Annotated in this window: 5 protein-coding genes; 4 read left to right on the forward strand and 1 reads right to left on the reverse strand. The window is 63.5% G+C overall.

What is annotated here, in order from left to right; genetic code table 11:
• The first annotated feature begins 183 nt into the window (after window positions 1–183).
• Complete coding sequence (locus DCO48_RS20330; RefSeq protein ID WP_116552401.1) at window positions 184–1,467, forward strand: diguanylate cyclase; 1,284 nt, start codon at window positions 184–186, stop codon at window positions 1,465–1,467.
• Window positions 1,468–1,591: 124 nt separating this feature from the next.
• The gene (locus DCO48_RS20335; RefSeq protein WP_116552402.1) at window positions 1,592–3,370 is read left to right on the forward strand and encodes an acyl-CoA dehydrogenase C-terminal domain-containing protein; all 1,779 of its coding nucleotides are present in this window, start codon (window positions 1,592–1,594) and stop codon (window positions 3,368–3,370) included.
• Between the two features lie 230 nt (window positions 3,371–3,600).
• On the opposite strand, the gene DCO48_RS20340 is transcribed toward DCO48_RS20335, so the two are convergent.
• The gene (locus DCO48_RS20340) at window positions 3,601–4,521 is read right to left on the reverse strand and encodes a LysR family transcriptional regulator (protein WP_116552403.1); all 921 of its coding nucleotides are present in this window, start codon (window positions 4,519–4,521) and stop codon (window positions 3,601–3,603) included.
• A 191-nt stretch (window positions 4,522–4,712) separates the two neighbouring features.
• Between DCO48_RS20340 and DCO48_RS20345 the strand changes: the two genes are divergently transcribed.
• Both DCO48_RS20345 and DCO48_RS20350 read left to right on the forward strand, forming a co-directional pair.
• Window positions 4,713–5,978, forward strand: coding sequence for an aspartate aminotransferase family protein (locus DCO48_RS20345; protein ID WP_116552404.1), 1,266 nt, complete (start codon window positions 4,713–4,715; stop codon window positions 5,976–5,978).
• 148 nt (window positions 5,979–6,126) lie between these two features.
• Window positions 6,127–6,285: a YqaE/Pmp3 family membrane protein gene (locus DCO48_RS20350; protein ID WP_003177654.1), complete on the forward strand. Its 159-nt coding sequence runs from the start codon at window positions 6,127–6,129 to the stop codon at window positions 6,283–6,285.
• Window positions 6,286–6,330 lie beyond the last annotated feature (45 nt).

Below are 6,330 nucleotides of genomic sequence, written 5' to 3' on the forward strand. Positions count from 1 at the left end.
AAGCGCTTCGAAGAACGCCTGCCCTTACCGGCAGGCGTTTTTTTTTGTCCGAGTAACAGGGTAGGGCTAATAACTGCGACCAGGCTGCCGTTACAGGGGTGCCGCGTATTCATCTATTCATGTGCGTTGCCGATACATTAGAGGCACAATGCCATTATTGATCTGCCGGGTCGGAGATTACCCTTGTTTCGTTTATCCGCTGTACGCCTGAGCCACTTTCTGCCATCGGCATTCCTGCTGTTGTCGGGGCTCGCGGCCACTTATGTAAGAGACCTCAGCGTCTTCTTCACCTCACTGTTCAACGTTCTACCGACTTTGGTGCTCCTGCTTGGCGGTGCCTACTGCGCGGTGTATCGCCGCCAGCGTGAACTGTTCCTGATGGTCACCGTGTACATCGCCTACTACCTGCTCGATACCCAGACCGACTATTACCGCGACAACGGCCGCGTGCGCGATGACGCGGCGGTGGTGTTCCATCTGGTCTGCCTGCTGTTGCCGATGCTGTTCGGTCTGTTCGGTGCGTGGCAGGAGCGCACTCACCTGTTCCAGGACATGGTTGCCCGCTTCGCTGTGCTGCTGGCGGTGGGCAGCGTGGCGCTGGGCCTGGAGCAGAGCTTTCCCCAGGCACTGCTGCGCTGGCTGGCGGAGATCCGCTGGCCAGCGCTGCACGGCCAGTGGATGAGCCTGATCCAGCTGGCCTACCCGATGTTCATCGCCGCCTTCATCCTGCTGGTGGTGCAGTACCTGCGCCAGCCGCGGCCGCTGCACGCGGCGCAGATCATCGGTTTGATCGGGGTGTTCTGGATGCTGCCCAAGACCTTCATCCTGCCGTTCACCCTGAACATCATGTGCAGCCAGGTGATGCTGATGATTGCCGCGGCGGTGTCGCACGAGGCCTACCAGATGGCTTTCCGCGACGAGCTCACCGGCCTGCCGGGGCGCCGCGCGCTGAACGAGCGCATGCAGCGCCTGGGGCGCAACTATGTGCTGGCGATGACCGACGTCGACCATTTCAAGAAATTCAACGACACCCACGGCCACGACGTCGGCGACCAGGTGCTGCGCCTGGTGGCCAGCAAGCTGTCGAAGGTCACTGGCGGCGGTCGCGCCTATCGCTATGGTGGCGAGGAGTTCGCCCTGGTATTCGCCGGCAAGACCCTCGAAGAGTGCATGCCGCACCTGGAGGCGGTGCGCGAAGTGATCGCCAACTACAACATCCAGTTGCGCAATCAGGAGAACCGCCCGCACGACGACAGCCAGGGGCGCCAGCGCCGCGGGGCGGCGGCGGCGGGCAGTGTGTCGGTGACCATCAGTATCGGTGTGGCCGAGCGCCAGCCGGAGCACCGCTCACCGGAAGAGGTGCTCAAGTCGGCCGACGAAGCGCTCTACAGTGCCAAGGCCGCCGGGCGTAACTGCACGATGGCGTATGGTCACCAGGCGAAGCGAGGTGCCGTTCGTACTGCGTGACCGAAATGCGCTATATAGTCGCCAGATGACCCTATGTGTCGCAAAAGTTGTTCGGTTACACTGTTTTCCTACAGTGTATCGGTCCTGCGGGACTGCCCCCCGACTCAAGGTGTGAGAGGTTGCCATGGCTGACTATAAAGCGCCCCTGCGCGATATGCGCTTCGTCCTCAACGAAGTCTTCGAAGTCAACAAGCTCTGGGCGCAACTGCCCGGGCTGGCCGAGGTCGTCGATGAAGAGACGGCCCTGGCAGTGCTGGAGGAGGCCGGCAAGGTCACCAGCAAGACCATCGCACCGTTGAGCCGCGCCGCCGACGAAGAAGGCTGCCATTTCGACAACGGTAGCGTACGCACCCCGGCCGGTTTCATCGACGCTTACCGCACCTACGCCGAGGGCGGCTGGGTGGGCGTGGGCGGTGACCCGGCCTACGGTGGCATGGGCATGCCCAAGGTGATCTCGGCGCAGGTCGAGGAAATGGTCAACTCGTCGAGCCTGGCCTTTGGCCTGTATCCGATGCTGACCGCCGGCGCCTGCCTGTCGATCAACGCCCACGCCAGCGACGCGCTCAAGGAAAAGTACCTGCCGAACATGTATGCCGGCGTCTGGGCCGGTTCCATGTGCCTGACCGAACCGCATGCCGGCACCGACCTGGGGATCATTCGCACCAAGGCCGAGCCGCAGGCTGACGGCAGCTACAAGGTCAGCGGCACGAAGATCTTCATCACCGGCGGCGAACACGACCTCACCGAGAACATCATTCACCTGGTGCTGGCCAAGCTGCCGGACGCGCCGGCGGGGCCGAAGGGAATTTCACTGTTCCTGGTGCCCAAGTTCATGGTCAACGACGATGGCAGCCTGGGTGCACGCAACCCGGCCAATTGCGGGTCGATCGAACACAAGATGGGCATCCAGGCCTCGGCCACCTGCGTGATGAACTTCGACGAAGCGGTGGGCTACCTGGTCGGCGAGCCGAACAAGGGCTTGGCGGCGATGTTCACCATGATGAACTACGAGCGTCTGGGCGTCGGTATCCAGGGCCTGGCCTCGGCCGAGCGCTCCTACCAGAACGCCGTCGAGTACGCCCGCGACCGCCTGCAAAGCCGCTCGCCGGCTGGCCCGCAAGCCAAGGACAAGGTCGCCGACCCGATCATCGTGCACCCGGACGTCCGTCGGATGCTGCTGACCATGAAGGCGCTGAACGAAGGCGGCCGGGCGTTCTCCACCTACGTCGCCATGCAGCTCGACACCGCCAAGTTCAGCGAGGACGCTACCACCCGCAAGCGCGGTGAAGACCTGGTTGCCCTGCTGACCCCGGTGGCCAAGGCGTTCCTTACCGACGTCGGCCTGGAGTCGGCCGTGCATGGCCAGCAGATCTTCGGCGGCCACGGCTATATTCGCGAGTGGGGCCAGGAGCAGTTGGTGCGCGATGTGCGTATCACCCAGATCTACGAAGGCACCAATGGCATCCAGGCGCTGGATCTGATGGGGCGCAAGGTGGTCGCGAGCGGCGGCGCGCTGTACCAGCTGTTCGCCGACGAGATCCGCCACTTCACCGGCACCGCCGACGAAGCGCTGGGCGAGTTCGTCAGACCGTTGAATGCCGCTCTGGACAGCCTCGACGAGCTGACCGCGTGGGTGCTCGATCGGGCCAAGTCCAACCCGAACGAAATCGGCGCCGCTTCGGTCGAATACCTGCATGCCTTTGGCTATGTCGCCTATGCCTACATGTGGGCATTGATGGCCCGTAGCGCCCTGGCCAAGCAAGGCGAAGATGACTTCTACGCCAGCAAGCTGGGCACTGCACGTTTCTACTTCGCCCGCCTGCTGCCGCGCATTCACTCGCTCAGCGCCTCGGTCCGGGCCGGCAGCGAATCGCTGTACCTGCTGAACGCCGAGCAGTTTTAAGGTTTACCGCGTCTTGTAAGCTTTTTCCTACACGACGCGGTGACTTTTCGCCTCTATCGCGAGATTGGATCCACGGTTAATCTTTCTCTCATGGACGTCGCGCAGGAAGCGCAAAGGACATAACAGGGACACGAAGGATTTCTGCCAGGATGGCGGATCGAAAAGGATGTCAGGGAAACAGTCTGCAAAGCCCCGCTTCGGCGGGGTTTTCTTTTGTCCGCGTTTTTTCCCTAGCCGAGTACATCGAGTGGCGACACGCCGATGTGCCGCGGGTCGATCTCTTCTTCCAACAAGTTACGAAGTAATTCCACCGACGCCTGCTGGCGTTGCGCATCGCGGAACACCAACCCCACTTTCAAGGGCACCCTCGGTTCGCTCAGCGGCTTCCACAGCAGCTCCGGGTCTGGCGCCGCTTCCTGCGCGCGCCCCGGCAATACGGTGGCCAGCGAGGTGTGTGCGAGGCTGTCGAGAATCCCCACCATGTTGTTCATCTCGGCTTGTACCTGCGGCCGGCGGCCGAGGTTGGCCAGTTGGGTCTGCCAGATCTGCCGCACCTGGAACTCTTCGCCCAGCAGCAGCATCGGCAGTTCGGCGGCCTGTTGCAGCGAGACCTTCTTGAATTCGCGCAGCGGGTGGGTGTCGGGGATCACCACTTGCAGTTCGTCTTCGTACAGCAGCAGGCCATGCAGGCCGGGCTGGCGTGGCGGCAGGTAGCTGATGCCGATGTCCAGGGTGCCGTTGAGCAGGCGTCGTTCGATCTCCATGCCCGACAGTTCATAGATCTGCACCACCAGATGCGGCTGCGCCTTGCGCACCCGGTCGAGCAGTTGCGGCACCAGGCTTGGCCGCACCGTTTGCAGCACGCCGATGGCCAGGGTGCGCAGCGCCTGGCCCTTGAAGTTGCGCAGGGCCTCGCGGGCCCGCTGCAGGCCGTCGAGCAGTGGCAGGGCGTGGTTATACAGGGTGTGCGCGGCGAGGGTCGGCAACAGGCGCTTGTTGCCGCGTTCGAACAGGCTCACGTCGAGGCTGTGCTCAAGCTGGCGGATCTGTTGCGACAGCGCCGGCTGGGACAGCGACAGGCGCTCGGCGGCGCGGCCGACATGGCCTTCTTCATAGACCGCGACGAAATAACGCAGTTGGCGAAAATCCATAAGTAATACTTATCAAAAAAGCTCGAAAAACGAAATGGCCGGTGGCCGCGCAGACGCCTAGTCTATCGCGCATTCATAAGGTTTACAGGGCCAAATGGCGCGATGAACACCGTGGGTTTGGATAAGGCTTGCATAGGCAAGGCAACACTACCGCAGCTGCATGTCGGGCTGCGGGTCAAGAGGCATCGCGGATGAACCTGTTCAACCTGCGCCGGCAGGCGGCGCGAGCGGCCGAACAGGCTCCGGCCCCGGTGGCCACGGCCCAGGCCGAACAGCTCTCGCGCGACTACCTGATGCCGGCCACCGAGCGTGCGCCGCAAGTGTTTGTTCGCGGCCAGGGGTCGTGGCTGTGGGACAGTGAAGGCCGCGCCTATCTGGACTTCACCCAAGGCTGCGCAGTGAACAGCCTTGGCCACAGCCCCAAGGCGCTGGTGCAGGCGCTGACCGCGCAAACCCAGGCGCTGATCAACCCGGGGGCGGGCTTTCACAATCGCGGCCTGCTCAAGCTGGTCAACCAGCTGTGCCGCAGCACGGCCAGCGATCAGGCCTACTTGCTCAACAGCGGCGCCGAAGCCTGCGAAGGGGCGATCAAGCTGGCGCGCAAGTGGGGCCAGCTGCATCGCAACGGTGCCTTCCACATCATCACCGCCAGCCAGAGCTGCCATGGGCGCAGCCTCGGCGCGCTGTCGGCGTCCGACCCGTCGCCGTGCAACCGCTGTGAACCGGGGCTACCGGGCTTCAGCAAGGTACCGTTCAACGACCTTGCGGCGCTGCATGCGGCGGTCGACTCGCGCACCGTGGCAATCATGCTGGAGCCGATCCAGGGCGAAGCTGGGGTGATTCCGGCGACCCAGGACTACCTCAAGGGCGTCGAGCAGCTGTGCCGCGAGCTGGGCATCCTGCTGATCCTCGATGAAGTACAGACCGGCATCGGCCGCTGCGGCGCGTTGCTGGCGGAACAAACCTATGGCGTGCGTGCCGACATCATCACCCTGGGCAAGGGCCTGGGCAGCGGTGTGCCGCTGGCGGCGCTGCTGGCCCGCGGCACTGCCTGCTGCGCCGAAGCCGGCGAGCTGGAAGGCAGCCATCATGGCAACGCGCTGATGAGCGCGGCCGGCCTGGCAGTGCTGGAAACGGTGCTGGAGCCGGGTTTCTTCGAGCAGGTGCAGGCTTCCGGGCGTCACCTGCGCGATGGCCTCAGCCGGCTGGCGGCCCGTTATGGCCAAGGCGAAGTACGCGGCCAGGGCTTGCTTTGGGGCCTGGAGTTGAGCGAGGCGTTGGCGCCTGCGGTGGTCAAGGCGGCGTTGCAGGAAGGCCTGCTACTCAATGCCGCGCAGCCGCATGTGCTGCGTTTCTCGCCGGCGCTCACCGTGAGCCACGGCAATATCGACGAGATGCTGTTGCGCCTGGCGCGGGCCTTCGCCCGGGTGCACACGGCGCAGTTGAGCCTGCGTTAAAGCGAATTTCACGAACCGTCTCGCGTTCCTGCGCATCGCCCTGGGCCTGATCTTTTCGGCTCGGGGCGTTTTTTTGTGCGCGAGGTGTCGGTGGAACGATTGTGGTGGGCGGCTAGTCTGTTCTTAGGACATTACCAAGGAGCTGCACATGGACTTCATCCGCATCATCATCGCGATTCTGCTGCCACCACTGGGGGTGTTCCTGCAAGTGGGTTTTGGCGGCGCGTTCTGGCTGAACATTCTGTTGACGCTGCTGGGCTACATTCCGGGGATCGTGCATGCGGTGTACATCATCGCCAAGCGCTAATCCAATCGCGGGACTAGCCCGCGCCCACAGTGGTCCGCAGTGCTT

Source organism: Pseudomonas sp. SDI (genome assembly GCF_003105155.1).
In the GTDB taxonomy this organism is placed as follows: Bacteria; Pseudomonadota; Gammaproteobacteria; order Pseudomonadales; family Pseudomonadaceae; genus Aquipseudomonas.